Genomic DNA, 18,863 nt, shown 5'->3' with positions numbered 1-18,863 from the left:
GTGAAGACTATCGAAAATTTATATGAGGATGCAGTTCAGCTTCTAAAACAGTTGATTTCAAGCGCTTCTTTTTCAAAGGAAGAAGAGCAAACTGCAGCCATTCTAGAAGATTTTTTTAAAGCCAGAACAATTCCTTTTCAAAGGTCAGGAAATAATATCTGGACTTTTGCAAGTGAATTTAACCCTGGAAAACCAACTATCTGGTTGAATTCCCATCATGATACTGTAAAGCCTAATGCTGGTTATACACTCGATCCTTTCTCTCCAATCGAAAAGGAAGGAAAGCTTTTTGGGTTAGGAAGTAACGATGCTGGTGGTCCTTTGGTGAGTCTTATAGCTGCTTTTTGTTATTTCTTCGGAAATGAATTACCCTTCAATTTGATCTTAATTGCATCAGCTGAGGAAGAGATTTCAGGCCCGAATGGAATTGCCTCTGTGGTTTCACAAATCCCAGCATGTGATCTGGCCATTGTAGGCGAACCAACACTGATGGACCTGGCTGTTGCTGAAAAAGGTTTGATGGTGATTGATGCTAAAATGAGGGGAAAAGCTGGACATGCAGCACGAGAAGAGGGTGTAAATGCGCTTTATCTTGCTTTGGATGACCTGATGAAAATCCGCGATTTTAAATTCAAAAGGGAATCAGAGTTTTTAGGAAAAACGAAAGTTTCAGCAACTGTTATTCAATCGGGAAAGCAACACAATGTTGTTCCGGATCTTTGTGAATTTACTTTGGATGTCCGGGTGACAGATGCATATACCCTGGAAGAAGCTTTAGCAGAACTGAAGGAGAACCTGAAGTCAGAGTTGCATCCTCGCTCCATGCGTTTGCAATCCTCCAGTATTCTTGAATCTCACTTTATATTAAAAATTGCAGAAGAGCTAGGTTTAAAAACCTACGGAAGCCCTACTCTTTCGGATCAAGCCTTAATCCCATTTCCTTCTGTGAAAATCGGTCCTGGAGATTCTGCAAGATCACATACAGCTGATGAGTTCATTTATTTGAATGAAATTCAAAAAGGAATCGAAGGCTATATATCCATTTTGGAGACTTACACTAAATTATTGACGCAAGCACTGTAAATCATACTATGAAACTTTGGCAAAAAGCAACGGGAAATAAGAAGGAGGTAGAAAATTTCACTATCGGTAGAGATCCTGAGTTCGATATCATTTTGGCACCATTTGATGTCTTAGGTTCAATGGCGCATGCCCATATGTTGACTAAAGTAGGTTTATTGACTGCTGAGGACAATGCGACTTTACAAAAGGGCCTGAAAGAAATTTACTATGAAATTGAAAAGGGAACCTTTGAGATCGCTGCTGGAGTAGAAGATGTGCATTCTCAGGTTGAATTTTTACTGACTGAGCGCTACGGAGAAGTAGGAAAAAAACTTCATAGTGGCAGAAGTAGAAATGATCAGGTCCTAGTGGATTTGAAGTTATACTACAGATCAGCAATTAGGGAATTGGTGGAAGAAGCCTCTACCCTATTTGATTTACTGGTCAAACTAGCGGATCAGCATAAAGAAGATCTAATGCCTGGCTATACCCATACCCAATTGGCTATGCCATCTTCCTTTGGACTTTGGTTTGGTTCTTTTGCAGAAGGTTTGAGCGAGGATATGGGAATGTTGCAAGCTGCTTTTGACTTGGCAAATAAAAATCCTTTAGGTTCGGCTGCAGGTTATGGATCAAGCTTTCCTCTGGACAGAACCTTCACTACCGAATTGCTGGGATTTGCGGATTTGCATCATAATGTGATCAATGCACAAAATAGCCGTGGTAAAGCCGAAAAAACCTTGGCTTTTGCTTTAGCAGGCATGGCGGGAACTTTGAATAAACTGGCAAGTGATGTCTGCTTGTTTATGAATCAGCATTTTGGTTTTATCAGTTTCCCTGATGATTTGACCACGGGAAGCAGTATCATGCCTCATAAAAAGAATCCGGATGTGTTCGAGTTGATGCGTGCAAAAACCAATCAAATCCAAGGTGTTCCTACCACTGTCTCGTTGTTATTAACAAATACGACTACAGGATATCATCGTGATTTGCAGTTGCTGAAAGAGGAAATTTTTCCAGCAATTGAAACATTGAGAGATTGCTTGAGCATGTGCACCTTTATGCTGAAATCAATTAAAGTGAAAAAAGGAATTTTGCAGGATCCTTTTTTCAAACATGTATTTTCAGTGGAAGTTGTCAATGATTTGGTTTTAAAAGGAATTCCTTTCAGGGATGCTTACAAGCAAGTTGGGATGGATATAGAAGCCGATAATTTTTCTCCCGATCAAAGCAAAATTTCCCATACCCACGAAGGAAGTATTGGTAATTTGGGATTGGCTGAAATTTCACAAAAAATGGAAAACGCAGTAAAAGGATTCAATTTTGACAAAATTGATGCGGCTTATTTAAGCTTATTGAGCTAGTTCCTAATGAAACAGGAAAAGTAGCGATAGTCTTAGCGAAAAATGATATTTTAGAGAAGTGTTTAATGAAAAACACTTCTCTTTTATTTTAATAACCCTTCATGGAAAGCCTTTTCGGTAAGAATATCAAATATGACCTTAAGTCAAGTTTGGTAGTGTTTTTAGTTGCTTTACCCCTTTGTCTAGGGATTGCTATCGCTAGTGGTGCACCTCCTATGTCTGGTTTGATTGCAGGAATTATTGGAGGAATTGTAGTGGGAGCTTTTTCAGGATCTCATGTCAGTGTAAGTGGACCAGCAGCAGGATTGACTGTTGTGGTTTTGGATTCAATTTCCTCCCTTGGTACCTTCCAGTTGTTTCTCGCAACTCTAGTAATTGCTGGTTTGATTCAATTAGGGCTTGGACTCTTAAAAGCAGGTGTATTGGGATATTATTTTCCACATTCTGTCATCAAAGGCATGTTGACTGCTATTGGATTGATTTTGATCCTTAAGCAAATCCCCCACGCTTTAGGATATGATAAAGACACCATGGGTGATGAGACTTTTCTTCAATCAGATGACCATAATACTTTTTCTGAGATTTGGTATGCATTTGAATTCAATAGCCCTGGGGCTATTCTGATCGTTTTGGTGGCTTTAGGAATTTTAATAGCTTTTGAGCAACCTTTTTTAAAAAACCATAAAATTTTTGGTGCAGTTCCAGGTGCGTTATGGGCTGTACTTTCTGGGATTTTAATCAATGTTTCTTATAAATTTTGGATTCCTGCTTGGACCTTAGATGGAGAACATTTAGTCACAATTCCAGTTGTATCTGATTTCAGTGAATTGGGAAGCTTAATTACATTTCCTGATTTTTCTCAAATAGCAACTGCACCTTTTTGGATTATCGCATTTACCCTTGCAGTAGTTGGATCGATTGAGACTTTACTTTGCCTGGATGCAGCCGATAAAATGGATCCTCAAAAAAGAATAACTCCAAGTTCAAGAGAATTGGTGGCACAAGGGATAGGCAATTCATTTTCAGGTTTGATTGGAGGACTTCCTGTTACAGCTGTAATTGTAAGAAGTACTGCTAATATTACCAGTGGGGCTAAAACCAAAATGTCAGCCATTTTCCATGGGGTTTTATTGATGGTTTTGATTTTGTCTATTCCGGGTATTCTCAATAAGATTCCTTTAAGTTGTTTAGCTGCGATACTTTTTATGGTAGGTTATAAATTAGCCAAGCCTTCGATATTTATATCAGTATATGAAAAAGGTTGGGATCAACTTATCCCTTTCCTTGTCACAGTCTTTGCAATTTTATTCACAGATCTTTTGGTAGGAATTGGGATAGGAATGGCCTTTGGATTATTCTTTGTCATTAAAACTAACTTCCAAAAGTCAATCAGAATCACGGAATTGAACGGGAATTATTTAGTCCAACTTCAAAAAGACGTAAGTTTCTTAAATAAAGCACCTTTGATGAAAGAACTTTCAAGAATCCCTTCAGGATGTCAAGTGGTAATCAATGCTGAAAAAGCAAGATTTATAGATCATGATATTCAAGAGGTATTGAATGATTTTATTTTAACCTCCTTTGACAAAAACATAGAAGTCACCACAGAAGGCTTTCGCTACAAACTAGAAAAAACCATATGAATCCATACGAAAAACTTTTACTTCAAAACAAAGCCTGGTCAGAGGAAATGATTGAATCCGACCAATCCTTTTTTAAACGATTAGAAAAGCAACAAAAGCCTAAGTTTCTGTGGATTGGCTGTTCGGATAGTCGAGTCCCTGCCAATCAGATCACAGGAACCGACCCCGGAGAAATATTTGTCCATCGAAACATCGCAAACATGGTGGTCCATACAGATTTGAATCTCTTGAGTGTATTACAATATGCGGTGGAAGTTCTAAAGGTTGAGCATATCATTGTATGCGGTCATTATGGCTGCGGTGGTGTTGATGCCGCACTTGGAAATGACCATTTAGGTTTGATCAACAAATGGCTCAGAAACATCAAAGAAGTTTATAAAATGTATAAAAATGAAATTGATGCCATTGAAGGACATGCAGCAAAAGTCAATAAGCTGGTTGAATTCAATGTGATCGAGCAATGCCAAGACCTAATCAAAACTTCCATTATTCAAAAATCATGGAAGCAAAGAAATGCTCCACATGTATATGGATGGGTTTATGGATTGCAAAATGGATTAGTCTCAGAATTAGTAAAAATTGATCCTGATTTTGAAAATATCAATCCGATATTTAGATATGATCAAGACCAATTGGGCTGATTCTTCTTAATAAAAACCTTTCCGAAATTGAGATTTCATTTTGAAAATCCAATTTCGGAATATTACTTTGCAGCATCCTTCCACTTTTTAAGTGCTAGGATTTATAAAGAAGAGGCGAGAGACAGGCTCATAGACCCTCTGGCAACCTGGAAAATCCAAGGTGCCAATTCCTGCCAAATGAGATGGTCTTATTTGGAACTATAAATTCTTTGCAACATGCACGCTGGATTTACTTCATTCTCTTTCTTGGCTTCAAACGCATCCCTGTTTTGTTATTGGGTATTTTCTCTGTTACGGAGGAACATGAATGTCTTTTGCCAAATCCATTTTGTAAGAATCTTTTAATAATTCGGGTAGCCTATACCCTTCTTTTCACAATAAACTCTATTTACCTATGTCTAATTTACATTTTGAAACGCTACAGCTTCATGCTGGCCAGGAACCGGACTCAGCCACAAACTCTAGGGCAGTTCCTATTTATCAGACTACATCCTATGTTTTTAACAGTGCCGAGCACGGTGCAAATCTTTTCGGGTTGAAGGAATTCGGTAACATCTACACCAGGATCATGAATCCTACGACTGATGTTTTTGAGAAGAGAATTGCTACCCTTGAAGGTGGAGTGGCTGCTGTGGCAACAGCTTCTGGACAAGCAGCGCAGTTTTTGGCTTTGAATAATATTCTATCTGCTGGGGAAAACTTTGTATCTACATCATTCCTATATGGAGGTACTTACAATCAATTTAAAGTTGCTTTTAAAAGAATTGGAATCGAGGCGAGATTTGCCAAAGGGAATGATGCATCTTCTTTTGAAAGTTTGATTGATGATAAAACCAAAGCGATTTATTTGGAGACTATCGGTAATCCTGAATTCAACATCCCTGACTTTGAATCCATCGCAGCTTTGGCCAAAAAGCATGATATTCCATTAGTTGTCGACAACACTTTTGGAGCTGGTGGTTATTTATTTCAGCCGATTGCTCATGGTGCCAATGTTGTTACATCTTCAGCTACCAAATGGATTGGTGGGCATGGTACATCCATCGGAGGAATCATCGTGGATGCAGGTAATTTCTATTGGGGAAATGGAAAATACCCACAATTCTCCGAACCATCTGAAGGATATCATGGATTGAATTTTTGGGAAGTTTTTGGAGAAAATAATCCTCTTGGCTTACCGAATATTGCTTTTGCGATCAGAGCTCGTGTAGAAGGTTTAAGAGACTTTGGTCCAGCCATCTCCCCTTTCAATTCATTCTTACTATTACAAGGTATTGAAACGCTCTCCCTTAGAGTACAAAGAACAGTTGATAATGCTTTGGCCGTTGCTTCTTGGTTAGAAAACCATCCAAAAGTTCAGAAGGTAAACTATCCTGGTTTGGCTTCTTCCCCTTATCATTCTTTGGCCAAAAAATATCTCAAAAATGGCTTTGGCGGAGTGTTGAGTTTTGAAATCAAAGGAGATAAAGAGCAAGCGTCAACCTTCATCAACAGTCTTCAATTAGTATCTCATTTGGCAAATGTCGGGGATGCAAAAACACTCATTATTCAGCCATCTGCAACAACCCATCAGCAGCTTTCTGATGAGGAGCAATTGGCAGCTGGGGTAACACCAAGTTTGCTTCGAATTTCTGTAGGAATTGAACACATAGACGATATCAAGGCAGACCTACAGCAAGCATTTGATAAATTATAAGTAGAGTAATTAATGAATTTAAAAAGTCAATTCGCAACCATTACAATGTCCCAAGAATTGTATCATTCAAACAAACCATTTGAATTGGAGTCAGGAGAAATTCTTCCGGAATTTGAATTAACCTACACCACTTATGGGCAAATCAATGAAGAACGTTCGAATGTTATTTGGGTCATTCATGCCTTGACAGGAGATTCCAATGCCTCAGATTGGTGGAATGGATTAATTGGGGAGGATAAGTTTTTTGATCCTTCCCAGCATTTCATTATCTGCGCCAACCTTCTAGGCTCTTGTTATGGTTCTACCAATCCTCTCAGCATTAATCCATCCAATGGCCAACCTTATTACTATGATTTTCCTCAAGTAAGCACAAGGGATTTGGCTAATAGTCTCGAGATTCTACGAGAGCATTTGGGGATTGAAAAAATCCATACGCTAATCGGTGGTTCGCTTGGAGGACAAGTTGGTTTAGAATGGGCTTATTTGTTGGGAGAAAGATTATCAAATGCCGTAATTCTGGCTTCCACAGCCAAAAGCAGTCCTTGGGTGATCGGATTAAATGAAGCCCAAAGAATGGCTATCGAATCAGATCAAAGCTGGGGAGAACAGAAAGCAGAAGCTGGAATTAAAGGACTGGAAGCAGCAAGAGCCATCGCAATGTTGAGTTATAGACATCCAGATGATTTTCAAAAGAAACAGTTGGATTCAGATGAAAAGTTAGACGGTTTTAGAGCCTCTTCTTATTTGAGATACCAAGGGCATAAAATCACTAAAAGATTTAATGCGCTTTCTTATTGGACTTTGAGCAAAACGATGGACAGTCATGACTTAGGCCGTGGAAGAGGCGGTGTAGTTAAAGCTATTCAGGAAATCAAAGCCAGAATTTTGTCTATTGGCGTTAATTCTGATCTGTTGTTTCTATCAGAGGAATCCAGATTTATATCTCAGCATGCGAGAAAAGGAACTTTCAAAGAAATTATCTCCACAGCTGGTCATGATGCTTTCCTGATAGAATTTGAACAGTTGGCTTACTTCCTACAATCATTTTACTTAGAAAATAAATAAAGCGGGGATTCCCGCTTTTATTTTATCACTTTGGTCCATTCCACTGTTTTACCTATCCAAGAAAAGCCTAGGAAACCTTTGACTTCCAATTTTTCGGGACTTTTTAGCTTCAGCTCGCAGGAATAAGTTTTGCCTGAATTAGGATCGTAGATCTTCCCTCCTTTCCAGACTCCTCCATCGTATTTTAAGCCTTCCAAAATCGTCAAACCCATAATGGGCCTATTTCTTAATTTTTCATTTTCATTTGCTTTATCCAGTACCGGTTGGCCATCTTTGGTGGCTGGATTCAACCAAATGATTTTCCCTAGAAACTCCTCTCCCGAATTCATGATTTCAATCTGAGCAGTTTTCTCAGTGTTGAACCAAGTACCCAAAATTTGGGTATTACTTTGAGCCATTCCATTAAAGGAAAGAAGTGAAAGAAATATTAGCGAAGCAAATTGACAGTATCTCATAAAAACATCCCTTTTACTTATCTATTTTCTAATAGATTTAAAGTTCATTAATAAATCATCAAAAAGTATACATGAAATTAAGCATTTCTACCATAATGTTCCAGCAAACAGAGCTGATTTTATTGAAAGAAAAGGCTGTTTATTGCCCCTCTCATAAAGCTCTTTTCATTGCTGACCTACATTTTGGTAAAGCAGCTCATTTCAGAAAATCAGGAGTTCCAATTCCTGAACCCATCCACAATGCTGACTTATATAACTTGCAGGCATTGATTTCTGTTTTTTCTCCATCCACCATTTATTTTCTGGGGGATTTATTCCACAGTGATTGGAATGGCCAATGGGAGGTTTTGAATGATTTTCTAAAACAATTTACGGAAGTGACATTTCACCTGGTTTTAGGCAACCATGATATTTTGGATGAAAGGGCCTATAGAAATTCTGCTTTTGAAGTTCATAAAGGTTGTTTGGAACTAGGTGAACTGCTTCTCTCCCATGAGCCGTTGGAAGAAATTCCTGTAGGAAAGTTAAATTTATGCGGACATATTCATCCGGGCATAAGACTTGTAGGGAAAGCTAGACAGTCTATTCGGTTATCTTGTTTCTTTTACAAACCAAACCAACTGATTTTACCTGCTTTTGGGAGTTTTACTGGCCTTGCTTTAATGAAACCCAAACCCGGAGATCAGATATTTGGTGTGACAAAAGAAAAAGTGATTCCGATCCTTTCCTGATTTAAGATTGGTTATAAGGGATAGGCTGATTATTTTTGAGCAGAAAACTAAATCTATGGCAAACCAACCCAGGAAGAAAAAAATACTAGGCCACTTTAAATTCGGAAGTGTCTTATTCAGTACCACCCTTTCTCTATTTATCGTTGGCTTGTTTGGTGTCATCCTTATCCAGGCAAAATCCCTCACCAGTATGATCCGTGAAAACATCGAAGTTCAGGTGTTTTTGGATAAGAATATTGAAGATGAGGAAATTTCAGCAATTCAGGAGAACTTAGAAAACCGGCCTTTTATCCTTCAGAAAAGTGATACCACTGGATTACGTTTTATTTCTGATGAGGAAGCCGCTGCAACTTTTATAGAAAGTACGGGAGAAGACTTTACGAAATTCCTGGAAGACAATCCGCTCCGGGATAGTTTTGTCATTACCATAGCTGAGGAATTTCAGACTTCTGAGCAACTGGATGCAATCGTCAAAGAAATTCAAGCTATTGACGGTGTATTTGAAGTTTCTTACATGACTGATCTGGTTGATTCTATCAACAAAAACCTCCTCAAAGTCAGTTTGGTTATGGGTGGATTTATTTTGATCCTGATCATTACAGTAATCATGTTGATCAACAATACAATCAGATTGGCCTTGTTTTCACAGCGTTTCTTGATTCGATCCATGCAATTGGTTGGAGCGACCAGAGGCTTTATTAGAAAGCCATTTATTACCAGAGCATGGTTTTTCGGGATGCTCGCAGGAGGAATTGCTTCCATTATTCTTTATAGTCTTGTGAAATATACCCAGGCCAATATTGAAGGTTTTGGATTGTTACATAATGAAGAGATGCTATTTATGCTTTTTGCCGTTTTGGTAGGTGTAGGTGGAATCTTATCGGCTCTAAGTACTTTACGAGCTGTAAATAAATATTTAAACATGTCTTTGGACGAATTATATTAACATGAGCAGATCACATTTTCCCTTTTCCAAAAAAAATTATCAGCTCATGGCAATTGGCTTTGCGCTGATCGTTGTAGGGTTTATTATCATTGGATTGGACAAAGAGCCCCATGGAAATGGTTTCCTAGGTTTGACTTTAGGGCCAATTGTTACTTTGGCAGGATTTATTTTTGAGTTTTACGCCATCTTCGCCAAAACTGAGAAAAATTAAGCATGGAAATTATTGATGCGATCATCCTTGGAATCATTCAGGGATTGACCGAGTTTTTGCCTGTTTCTTCCAGTGGGCATCTTGAATTAGGAAAAGCGATTCTTGGCGAAAGCAAAATGCCTGCAGAAGGTTTGATGTTTACTGTGGTAGTTCATTTTGCCACAGCACTTAGTACCGTTTTAGTTTTTCGCAAAGACATCCTGGAGATACTTTCGGGTCTTTTCCAGTTTAAGTGGAATGACGAAACCAAATTTGCCGTTAAGATTTTCATTTCTATGATTCCTGCAGGGATTGTAGGATTAGCTTTCGAAAAGGAGCTGGAAAGCTTCTTTGGAGGAAGTGTTGTATTTGTAGGTTTTATGCTGATTTTGACAGCTATTTTGTTATTTCTGGCAGATAAGGCAAAAGATACCGATCAGCCTGTGACCTTCACAAAAGCGTTTTTAATTGGTATTGCTCAGGCTATTGCGATACTTCCGGGTATCTCCAGATCTGGAGCAACCATTTCAGCTTCTGTTATTTTGGGAGTAGATAAATCAAAAGCGGCCAGATTTTCATTCTTGATGGTAGTTCCTTTGATTTTAGGAAAAATCGCCAAAGATATTTTGGATGGTGGTTTGTCAATGGAAACAGAAGGAATCGGCTACCTATCTGCTGGATTCTTGGCAGCATTTATTTCAGGTGTCATTGCTTGTACCTGGATGGTGCAATTGGTAAGAAAAAGTAAACTCAGCTACTTTTCGGTTTATTGCCTCATTGTAGGTATCATCGCAATCGTCTGGGGCTTATATTTATAAAATGCAAGAACAGCCTTACGGAGAAGTATTTCTAATCGATAAGCCCAAGGAATGGACTTCCTTTGATGTGGTGAAGAAGGTCAGAAATGCTTTGAAAATAAAGAAAGTAGGTCATGCTGGCACTTTGGATCCTCTCGCAACAGGTTTATTAATCGTATGTGCAGGGAAAATGACCAAGCAAATCGAAACTTTCATGGGCCAGGAAAAAGAGTACACTGGTACTTTCGTTCTTGGTGCTACGACTGAATCATTTGATTTGGAAAAACCTATTGTTCCGGTTTCGGACCCCAGTCACTTAACATTAGGTGATATCAAATCAGCTGTGGATGAACTTACAGGAGATATTTTGCAGGTCCCTCCTATGCACTCTGCCATTAAAGTGGATGGTAAACGTGTCTATGAATCTGCGAGAAAAGGCATTGAAGTAAAAATGGAAGCTAGGCCAGTACAGGTTCGTGAGTTTGAAATAACCCGTTTTGTAGGGGCAGAAATTGATTTTAGAATTTCCTGTTCAAAAGGAACTTATATCAGAAGTCTCGCCAGAGATTTAGGAGAAAAACTGCAAGTTGGGGCTTATATGAGTGCTTTGTGCAGGACTAGAATCGGTGACTTTCATCTTTCTGATGCAAAAGATTTAAATTCCCTAGTAGAAGAAATCAAGGCAAGACCTAAAACTGAAGCCTGAAAATTAAAGCAAGTGCGATGAAAATCTATGAAGGATTAAGTGACATTCCCAAAATTCCAAATCCGGTAGTAACCAGTGGAACGTTTGATGGAGTTCATTTGGGCCACCAGAAGATTTTAAATAGAATCCGTGAAATCGCCAGAAATATCCAAGGGGAAACGGTATTGATTACTTTTTGGCCTCATCCTCGATTGGTATTGTATCCAGATGAGCATAAACTTCGCTTGCTCAGTACATTCGAAGAGAAGACCAAATTATTAAGGTCATTTGGAATTGATCATTTGGTCACGATTCCTTTTACCAAAGAATTTTCCCAGCTCAGTTCAAGAGAGTTTATTGAAATGGTTTTGGTGGACAAGATCCAAACCAAGAAATTGGTGATTGGCTACGATCATCGATTTGGAAAAAATAGAGAAGGTAGTTTTGAATACCTTCAACAACATCATAGCAAGTTTGGATTTGAACTTGAGGAGATCTCCAGACAGGATGTGGATGAAATCGGAGTTTCCAGTACAAAAATAAGAACTGCCTTAGAGACAGGAAATATTTCAACTGCTACAAGCTGTCTCGGCCGCCCATATGAATTAAATGGACTCGTGATCAAAGGACAGCAAATTGGAAGATCGATTGGCTTTCCTACAGCAAATATTCACATCCCGAATGATTATAAACTTATCCCTAAAGATGGAGTTTATGCTGTAGAAGCTTCTGTAAATGGTTCTTTGTACAAGGCCATGCTTAATATTGGAAATAGACCTACTGTTGGCGGAACAAAGAAAACAGTGGAAGCTCACCTTTTTGATTTCCAAGGGGATTTGTATGATAAACAAGTCACCATTTACTTGAGAGCTTTCTTGAGGGAAGAACAGAAATTTGAGAACTTAGAAGCATTGAAGAATCAATTGGCCCTCGATCAAAAAATGGCCAAATCATTACTATAAACCCAAAATAAAATGATCAATAAAACTGTAAAAGATGCCACTGAAGCAGTAGCTGATATTCCATCTGGAGCTATGCTGATGATGGGTGGTTTTGGTTTGTCGGGTATTCCAGAAAACTGTATTTCGGCACTTTTAAAACGTGATATCAATAACCTGACTATTGTATCCAATAATGCAGGAGTAGATGATTTTGGCATTGGCCTCTTGCTCAAAAAGCACATGGTCAAGAAAATGATTTCCAGCTACGTTGGAGAAAATGCAGAATTTGAAAGGCAATTACTTCAAGGAGAACTGGAAGTTGAGCTGATTCCGCAAGGTACTTTGGCTGAACGTGTTCGTGCTGGAGGGGCTGGAATCCCAGCTTTCTTCACTCCTGCCGGTGTAGGTACTGAAGTGGCGGAAGGAAAAGAAACAAGAGAGTTCGATGGAAAGGTTTACTTGATGGAGCGTTGGTTGAAAGCTGATTTTTCAATCATCAAAGCTTGGAAAGGTGATACTGCAGGAAATTTGATTTTTAAAGGTACAGCGAGAAACTTCAATCCTATTATGGCTCCGGCTGGAAAAATCTGTATTGCAGAGGTTGAAGAATTGGTTGAAGCTGGAGGATTGGATCCCAATGAGATTCATTGTCCCGGAATTTACGTGCAGCGTATTTTCCAAGGGAAAGATTATGAAAAAAGAATCGAACAAAGAACAGTTTCCAATTAAACCCAAAGCTCATGTTAACCAAAAATCAAATCGCCCAACGTATCGCTAAAGAAGTGAAAAATGGGCAATACATCAATTTGGGAATTGGAATCCCTACCCTAGTAGCCAATTATATTCCTGATCATTTAGAGGTTGTGTTGCAATCCGAGAATGGCTTATTGGGAATTGGTCCTTTTCCGAAGGAAGAAGATATTGACCCGGATTTAATCAATGCTGGGAAACAAACCATAACCATGGTGAAAGGTTCTGTTCTCTTCAATTCAGCGGAATCTTTCGCAATGATCAGAGGTGGTCATGTTCATTTGACTATCCTTGGTGCTATGGAAGTTTCTGAAAAAGGCGATATAGCTAACTGGAAAATCCCTGGTAAAATGGTGAAAGGAATGGGTGGAGCCATGGATTTGGTAGCCTCTGCCGAGAATATCATTGTTGCAATGCAGCATTGCTCAAGAGATGGACAATCTAAACTTTTGGCAGAATGTAGCCTACCTATTACTGGAATCAAGTGCGTAAAAAAAATTGTAACAGACTTGGCGGTATTGGAAGTAGATCCTGAATTGGGATTTGTTTTGAAAGAACGTGCTCCTGGCGTCAGTGTGGAAGAGATAAAAGCCAAAACAGCTGGGAAATTAACAGTTGAAGGCGAAGTACCTGAAATGGTTTTTGAATAAATTTACAAGCAAATGAACTCCCTGTGTAAGCTGTTGGTTTACCAGAAAAATTTCTAAGAATGAAAAAGTCAGACATTAAGTTTCAAATTGAATTAGACGAGAAAAGTCTTCCAAAAGCAATCACCTGGGATGCATCAGATAAAGAAGGTGAAGGGCTTGAATCTACTAAAAGTATCAGTTTGAATATCTGGGATAATTTAAATCAGAGTACTTTGAGAATTGACCTATGGACTGAAGATATGTCTGTCGTGGAAATGAAACGTTTCTATATTGATATTCTTGGAGGGATGGGACAAACGATTTTGAATAGTACTGGAGATGAATATATGTCTGAGGAAATCAAAGACCTTTGTGATCGCTTAGTTCGCCATGTCAACGAAGAAAACAGCAAAATCTAATTATTCTTAAAATAATATAAATAAAAAGCTCGCCGGTGGTGAGCTTTTTTTGCTTGATGTAGATCAATTAAAAAAAAATCATTTTTTGTTTTTTTTAAGTTTTTTGAATTCTTTGAATAGGATCATTAATGAACTGGCCTTTTTATTTAACTTTTTTTTAAAAACAGGCCTAGTTTCCATTTAGACCACATTTTCCCAGAAAAACTATCATGTTAAATTTTGGTCTAATTCGATAATTTATTCGCTAATTAGGATGAAATTCGTTTGTTAAATAAGCTTAATCACCTTTTTAACACCGCTAAAATTTTACTAAAAAATATAATCTATGAGGATTTCTACTCAAGTAAAAAACAGGGTAGTGTTTATGCTATTCCTTCTAGTTTCCTTAAGCTCGAGCAGTTTACTTGCACAGACAGTTGTTTCTGGTGTTGTAACAGATACGGATACTAATGAAACTCTGGTAGGTGTCAACATTCTTGTCAAAGGAAAAGTAACTGGTACAATAACAGATTTGGATGGTAATTTTAATTTAAGTGTCAACCAGCCATTTCCGTTTACATTGGTGTTTTCCATGGTTGGATATCGGACAATTGAAGTAAACTTTGATAATCCACCTTCAGGGCCCCTGGATATTAAAATGGAAGAGCAGTATATGTTAGGGCAAGAGGTAGTCATATCTGCCTCTCGTGTTGAAGAAAATATCCTGCAATCTCCCGTCTCCATCGAAAAAATGGATATTCTGGCTATTCGCGACACTCCTTCAGATAGTTATTATAAGTCCATAGCAAACCTAAAAGGTGTTGATGTAACCAGTTCCTCCATTAATTTTCAAATTATAAACGCCCGAGGGTTTAACTCAACTGGAAATACAAGGTTTGTCCAACTTACTGATGGAATGGATACTCAGGCACCAGCATTGAATTTCCCAATAGGAAATCTAAATGGACCTTCAGAGTTGGACGTGGAGAGTTTAGAATTTATTCCAGGAGCTGCTTCTGCCCTATATGGTCCTAATGCTTTTAATGGTATACTGTTAGTAAATAGTAAAAATGCATTTGAATATCAGGGATTAAGTGCCTTTTACAAGCAGGGTTTCAACCATTTTAATGGTCGTCCAGGTGAGCCTACTAGCCCTCAACCAATGTATGAGGGTTCTATTCGCTATGCGAAAGCATTTAATAATAAATTTGCTTTTAAAGTTAATGCTTCATTCATGCAAGCAACTGATTGGTATGGAACTGATCAGACTGATTTAAATGAAGCCACTCAGGGAGACTTACCTTTCAATCCAGGAGCAAATCGAATTCACGTTTTTGGCGATGAAGTTTCGAACAATATTGGGTTACTCAAAAATGTTGGAGCTATTCAACAACAAGCAAATGCTTTAGGTCTTGGTGGCTATCTAAATAGCTTACCAGATCAGTTAGTATCAAGAACTGGCTACGATGAGAGGTTTTTGGTTGATTATGGAGCTAAAAATTATAAGATAAATACAGGATTATATTGGAGGCTAAATGATAGAGCCGAGTTAAGTTATTCATTGAATTACGGTGCTGGAACTTCTGTATATACTGGTGCCCAGCGGTATTCATTGAGAAATTTTGAAATTAGCCAACATAAGTTAGAACTAAGAGGAAGTAACTTTTTCCTTAGAGCTTATACGACGCGTGAAAACTCTGGTGAGTCCTATATTGCTGATTTGACTGGCGTTAATATTAATAGTATGTGGAAGGACAATTCCTCTTGGTTTGGAGGTTATGGAATTGCCTACATGGGTGCACTTGCTCAACAGGGAGTTACCCCAGGTCAACTAGGGAATACCCAGCAACAAGCAATTGCTCATCAAGCAGCTAGAGACTTTGCTGACACTGGTAGAATAATGCCTGGAACTCCTGAATTTGAAAATGCATCTCAAGAAGTAAGATCCAATTTTATTCCTCAAGGTTCTTTATTCAATGATCAGTCAAGTATGTACATGGTTGAAGGACAATATGATTTCAGTAACGAAATTGATGTTATAGACTTACAAGTTGGGGGCTCTTATAGAGTATATGATTTGAATTCCAACGGTACAATCTTCGCTGATGTCGAAGGTAATGATATTACTATCTCTGAATTTGGTGCATATGCGCAAGCAGGTAAGAAAGTGCTTAGAGATAAATTGAAATTAATGGCCTCATTGAGATATGATAAAAATGAAAATTTTGATGGCCAGTTTAGCCCACGAGTTTCTGGAGTATTCACAGAAAGAAACCACAATTTCAGGTTTTCTTATCAGACTGGTTTCAGAATGCCTACCACACAGGGTCAGCATATTGATCTAAATGTAGTGTCGGCAAGGTTGATTGGTGGCCTTCCTTATTATCGAGAGAAGTATGACATATTTAATAATGCCTTTACAATGGCATCCGTTGAAAAATATGTGGAAAAAGTTGGTTCTGGTGTAAGTCCTGTTTCACCTGAAGCAACTTCATTATTGGTTCCTGCAACCGAGTCAGATTTTCCTGAACTCAGACCTGAACAGGTTCAATCGTTTGAAGTAGGTTATAAAAGTCTGTTGAACAGCAGCAAAATCATGATAGACTTCGCATATTATTATAATATATACAACGATTTTATCACTCAAAATGCAGTAAGAAAAGCTCCAGGGCCTGTCTACCCTACTCCTGCTAATGGTGACCAATTGGCAATAAACGCAGTAAATGCTCCATCCCTTTTGACACCTGTAACCACACCAGGACAAGAAAACACTTTCCAAACCTATACAAATTTTACAGGCAGTGAAGTGAAGGCACATGGAATGGCGTTAGGGATGACATTTAATCTCCCAAGCAATTTTACCCTATCAGGTAATTATAATTTCAACAAACTGTTAACAGCACCTGCTGAAGGTTTCTTGAATGACTTTAATACTCCAGAGCATAAAGGGAATATCTCATTTGGAAATAGAAAAATTGCAAAGAATTTAGGTTTCAATGTTGCTTTGCGAAGTCAATCTGCATTCCGTTGGGAATCTTCATTTGCTAGAGGAGAAGTTCCTGCCGTAACTACAGTTGATGCACAGGTTAGCTTTAAGGTTTCCTCAATGAAATCGATCTTTAAGCTTGGTGGATCTAATATTACAAACAATAGGTACTTCCTGAATTTTGGTGGTCCGACTATCGGAGCTATCTATTACCTATCTATCACCTTTGATGAGTTGTTGAGATAAAAATTATTGCAATGAAAAAGATAACTAGAAATATAGCATTTGGTTCAATCATAGGAATGGCATTTTCTTGTACCTATGATTTTCCTGAAACCCCAACTTCAGAGCCTAGCCAAGGAGAAGCCGATTTTAGCAAAATGGTTGTGATTGGAGATGGTATTGCAGCTGGGTTTATGGATGGTGCACTCTATACTAGAGGCCAACAAAATTCTTTTGCGGTACAAATGGCAGCTCAGATGGAGACAATTAATGGATCAGGATTTAATGTTCCTTCTATTAATTCTGAGAATGGTTTTTTTGCAGTTGGACCTGGAGGAGTTCCCTTAGGTAGATTGATATTAAGAACACAAAATGGAACTACTGCTCCTGCTCCTATAGGAACCGGGGATTTTCCAGGACCATTTAGCGGGGACAAAGCATCCTTAAATAATTTCTCAGTACCAAACATGACTTTGGGCTTAGCTTTGATTCCTCAGACTGGTGGGCCTAATGTACCTCAAAATCCTGCTTATAATCCATATTACGCTAGATTTGCTACACAGCCTGGAGTTTCCACTCCAATTGGTGACGCTGCATCTGCCCTAGCAAATGGTGGTACTTTCTTTACATTTTGGTTAGGAAGTAGCGATGTATTAGGTTATGCAGTTGGAGGAGCCTCTAATCCCGCTTTACTGACTTCTGTATCAGATTTTACAGGAAGATTCAATGCGGCTCTTGGAACTTTTTTAGCTACTGTGCCAGAAGCAAAGGGCGCTGTTGGAAATATTCCAGATTTGAATGTTTTACCATATTTCAATTTGGTTCCTTGGAATTCACTTCCTCTTGATGCTCAAACTGCAGCTTTTGTAAATCAAAATTTTGCAGCCTATAATGGAGGACTTGTTCAATTAGAAACTATGGGGGCTATTTCAGCTGAGGAACGCGCATTACGTACGGTAAACTTTGTTGCTGGTCAAAATGGATATCTAATGACTGATGAAAATCTGACAGATTTAACAGGTTTTGGTTTACCTTCCATCCGCCAAAGTAATTCTTCTGACAAATCAACCTTAACACTTTCTCAAGTATTAGGACAGCCTGTAAATAACAATCCTCAAAGTATTCGGGGGGTAAGTTATCCAGTTGAAGATACTTATGTATTGACTACAGTTGAGCAAAATGAAGTTCAATCTAGAATTGATGCCTTTAATCAAATTATTCAATCGGCTGTACAAAGCTCTGACGCACGTTTGGTTTTAGTAGATGTTAAATCTTTTTTGAATCAAGTACTTCAGGGTGGAGTTAGATTTAATGGTCAGGCACTGACAGCAAGTATTATTCCTCCAAATGGTGGGATTTCTGTAGATGGTATTCATCCAAATGGCAGAGCTCATGCTTTCATAGCAAATGAATTTATAGAGCAAATTAATGCTAAATGGGGTTCGAATATTCCTTTGATCAATCCCAATACTGTTGTTGGAAATGACCTCCCAATTAATTAATTAAAACTGAAAAAGGGCTTATCCAGATTGGATAAGCCCTTTTTTTGCGCCTTTTTTTATTTACATCAGGGATTTACATAAAGATAAATTCACTCAACTGTTAAGTATCGATACTTTTATATTTAGCTTTTTTGAATTGATTCAACTAGTTTTTTTATCT

18 protein-coding genes and 1 riboswitch are annotated in these 18,863 nt (G+C 38.3%); of the genes, 17 read left to right on the top strand and 1 reads right to left on the bottom strand.

Features of this window, described 5'->3' with window-relative positions:
• The 6 genes from J0A69_RS14845 (at position 1) to J0A69_RS14820 (ending at position 7,471) form a co-directional block, all read left to right on the top strand.
• Positions 1–1,083, top strand: coding sequence for a M20 family metallo-hydrolase (locus tag J0A69_RS14845; RefSeq protein WP_206587393.1), 1,083 nt, complete (start codon positions 1–3; stop codon positions 1,081–1,083).
• An 8-nt stretch (positions 1,084–1,091) separates the two neighbouring features.
• Positions 1,092–2,426, top strand: coding sequence for an argininosuccinate lyase (argH, locus tag J0A69_RS14840; RefSeq protein WP_206587392.1), 1,335 nt, complete (start codon positions 1,092–1,094; stop codon positions 2,424–2,426).
• A gap of 101 nt (positions 2,427–2,527) precedes the next feature.
• Positions 2,528–4,069 (top strand): SulP family inorganic anion transporter, encoded by a 1,542-nt coding sequence (locus J0A69_RS14835; protein WP_206587391.1) that lies wholly within the window; start codon positions 2,528–2,530, stop codon positions 4,067–4,069.
• Positions 4,066–4,710: a carbonic anhydrase gene (locus J0A69_RS14830; protein ID WP_206587390.1), complete on the top strand. Its 645-nt coding sequence runs from the start codon at positions 4,066–4,068 to the stop codon at positions 4,708–4,710. The genes J0A69_RS14835 and J0A69_RS14830 overlap by 4 nt, the downstream gene beginning before the upstream one ends.
• Positions 4,711–4,808: 98 nt before the next feature.
• Positions 4,809–4,917, top strand: a riboswitch (SAM riboswitch).
• 187 nt (positions 4,918–5,104) lie between these two features.
• On the top strand, positions 5,105–6,406 hold the full coding sequence (locus J0A69_RS14825; protein WP_206587389.1) for an O-acetylhomoserine aminocarboxypropyltransferase/cysteine synthase family protein: 1,302 nt from the start codon (positions 5,105–5,107) through the stop codon (positions 6,404–6,406).
• Positions 6,407–6,418: 12 nt separating this feature from the next.
• Complete coding sequence (locus J0A69_RS14820) at positions 6,419–7,471, top strand: homoserine O-acetyltransferase family protein (RefSeq protein WP_206587388.1); 1,053 nt, start codon at positions 6,419–6,421, stop codon at positions 7,469–7,471.
• A gap of 17 nt (positions 7,472–7,488) precedes the next feature.
• Here the strand turns inward: J0A69_RS14820 and J0A69_RS14815 are convergent, their stop codons facing one another.
• On the bottom strand, positions 7,489–7,926 hold the full coding sequence (locus J0A69_RS14815) for a DUF2147 domain-containing protein (protein WP_206587387.1): 438 nt from the start codon (positions 7,924–7,926) through the stop codon (positions 7,489–7,491).
• Between the two features lie 71 nt (positions 7,927–7,997).
• On the opposite strand from J0A69_RS14815, the gene pdeM reads away from it, so the two are divergent.
• The 11 genes from pdeM (at position 7,998) to J0A69_RS14760 (ending at position 18,703) form a co-directional block, all read left to right on the top strand.
• Complete coding sequence (pdeM, locus tag J0A69_RS14810) at positions 7,998–8,657, top strand: ligase-associated DNA damage response endonuclease PdeM (RefSeq protein ID WP_206587386.1); 660 nt, start codon at positions 7,998–8,000, stop codon at positions 8,655–8,657.
• A 55-nt stretch (positions 8,658–8,712) separates the two neighbouring features.
• Positions 8,713–9,603, top strand: coding sequence for a cell division protein FtsX (locus tag J0A69_RS14805; RefSeq protein ID WP_206587385.1), 891 nt, complete (start codon positions 8,713–8,715; stop codon positions 9,601–9,603).
• A gap of 1 nt (position 9,604) precedes the next feature.
• Complete coding sequence (locus tag J0A69_RS14800; RefSeq protein ID WP_206587384.1) at positions 9,605–9,814, top strand: DUF3098 domain-containing protein; 210 nt, start codon at positions 9,605–9,607, stop codon at positions 9,812–9,814.
• Positions 9,815–9,816: 2 nt separating this feature from the next.
• Entirely contained in the window at positions 9,817–10,611 is a 795-nt protein-coding gene (locus J0A69_RS14795) for an undecaprenyl-diphosphate phosphatase (RefSeq protein WP_206587383.1), read from the top strand.
• Between the two features lies 1 nt (position 10,612).
• Complete coding sequence (truB, locus tag J0A69_RS14790) at positions 10,613–11,296, top strand: tRNA pseudouridine(55) synthase TruB (protein ID WP_206587382.1); 684 nt, start codon at positions 10,613–10,615, stop codon at positions 11,294–11,296.
• Between the two features lie 17 nt (positions 11,297–11,313).
• Positions 11,314–12,237, top strand: a complete 924-nt coding sequence (locus tag J0A69_RS14785; protein WP_206587381.1) for a bifunctional riboflavin kinase/FAD synthetase — start codon at positions 11,314–11,316, stop codon at positions 12,235–12,237.
• Between the two features lie 12 nt (positions 12,238–12,249).
• Positions 12,250–12,945: a CoA transferase subunit A gene (locus J0A69_RS14780; protein ID WP_206587380.1), complete on the top strand. Its 696-nt coding sequence runs from the start codon at positions 12,250–12,252 to the stop codon at positions 12,943–12,945.
• A gap of 11 nt (positions 12,946–12,956) precedes the next feature.
• Positions 12,957–13,616 carry a 3-oxoacid CoA-transferase subunit B gene (locus J0A69_RS14775; RefSeq protein ID WP_206587379.1) on the top strand — a complete coding sequence of 220 codons (660 nt, stop codon included), beginning with the start codon at positions 12,957–12,959 and terminating at the stop codon, positions 13,614–13,616.
• A 59-nt stretch (positions 13,617–13,675) separates the two neighbouring features.
• A complete protein-coding gene (gldC, locus tag J0A69_RS14770; protein WP_206587378.1) occupies positions 13,676–14,014 on the top strand; it encodes a gliding motility protein GldC in 339 nt (112 codons plus the stop codon).
• A gap of 325 nt (positions 14,015–14,339) precedes the next feature.
• Positions 14,340–17,225: a TonB-dependent receptor gene (locus J0A69_RS14765; protein ID WP_206587377.1), complete on the top strand. Its 2,886-nt coding sequence runs from the start codon at positions 14,340–14,342 to the stop codon at positions 17,223–17,225.
• Between the two features lie 11 nt (positions 17,226–17,236).
• Positions 17,237–18,703: a hypothetical protein gene (locus J0A69_RS14760; RefSeq protein ID WP_206587376.1), complete on the top strand. Its 1,467-nt coding sequence runs from the start codon at positions 17,237–17,239 to the stop codon at positions 18,701–18,703.
• Positions 18,704–18,863 lie beyond the last annotated feature (160 nt).

It is taken from the genome of Algoriphagus pacificus (assembly GCF_017254845.1).
GTDB lineage: Bacteria > Bacteroidota > Bacteroidia > Cytophagales > Cyclobacteriaceae > Algoriphagus > Algoriphagus pacificus.
Note: the sequence above shows the minus strand (reverse complement) of the source record. Positions and strands in the feature narration are given on the sequence as shown.